The organism is Rhizobium sp. PDO1-076, from assembly GCF_000247475.1.
Taxonomy (GTDB): domain Bacteria; phylum Pseudomonadota; class Alphaproteobacteria; order Rhizobiales; family Rhizobiaceae; genus Allorhizobium.
Window position 1 is genome coordinate 1 of record NZ_AHZC01000371.1, and the last position, 543, is coordinate 543.

1 protein-coding gene is annotated in these 543 nt (G+C 62.1%); it reads right to left on the reverse strand.

The window, feature by feature from the left end; all coding sequences use genetic code 11:
• A partial coding sequence (locus PDO_RS17445; protein ID WP_244426479.1) for a transglutaminase-like domain-containing protein occupies positions 1 to 526 on the reverse strand: 526 nt, incomplete at its 3' end.
• Positions 527 to 543: the final 17 nt, after the last annotated feature.

Consider the following 543-nt stretch of genomic DNA (forward strand, 5'->3'; position numbering starts at 1 on the left):
CCTCCGCCAAATGATCGAAGCGTCGCAGTTCCTCGGTGCTGATCTCCGCGTCTGGGGATGGCATCGCACCCCAGTCGTCCCACGGCAGCATCTCGACCTTGTTCAGGTTGGCGAGGTCACGGATCATATTTGAGGCGATGAACCAGAAGCCGCCTTCATCGAAGATGCCAAAGCGATTAGGGTCGTCCTCGCCACGCCGGCAGAGTTGCCAGGCCTGGGCGGCCAGCAGGAACTCACCCGACGGCAAGTCGAGTGTGTCGAAGACCAGCCCCAGTTCTGCACGCTGAAAGTCATCGATCTGAAAATCGACCATCCGCCAGCGATCACCATACCAGACCTCCACCACCCAGTGGTCGATCGCCTTGTCGGGAGCAAAATAAGTGCCGAAACCGCACCGCGACCTGGCCGCACGGCCGTTCGCTCGCAAGACCGACACCGCGAGCAGCGAGAAATGGCTGCAGACACCAACCGCACGACCCGCAGCAGGACGTGGTGAATTGCCCCCCGCAAGGAGGCCGTCCAGCACGGCGTCCACCGATCTCC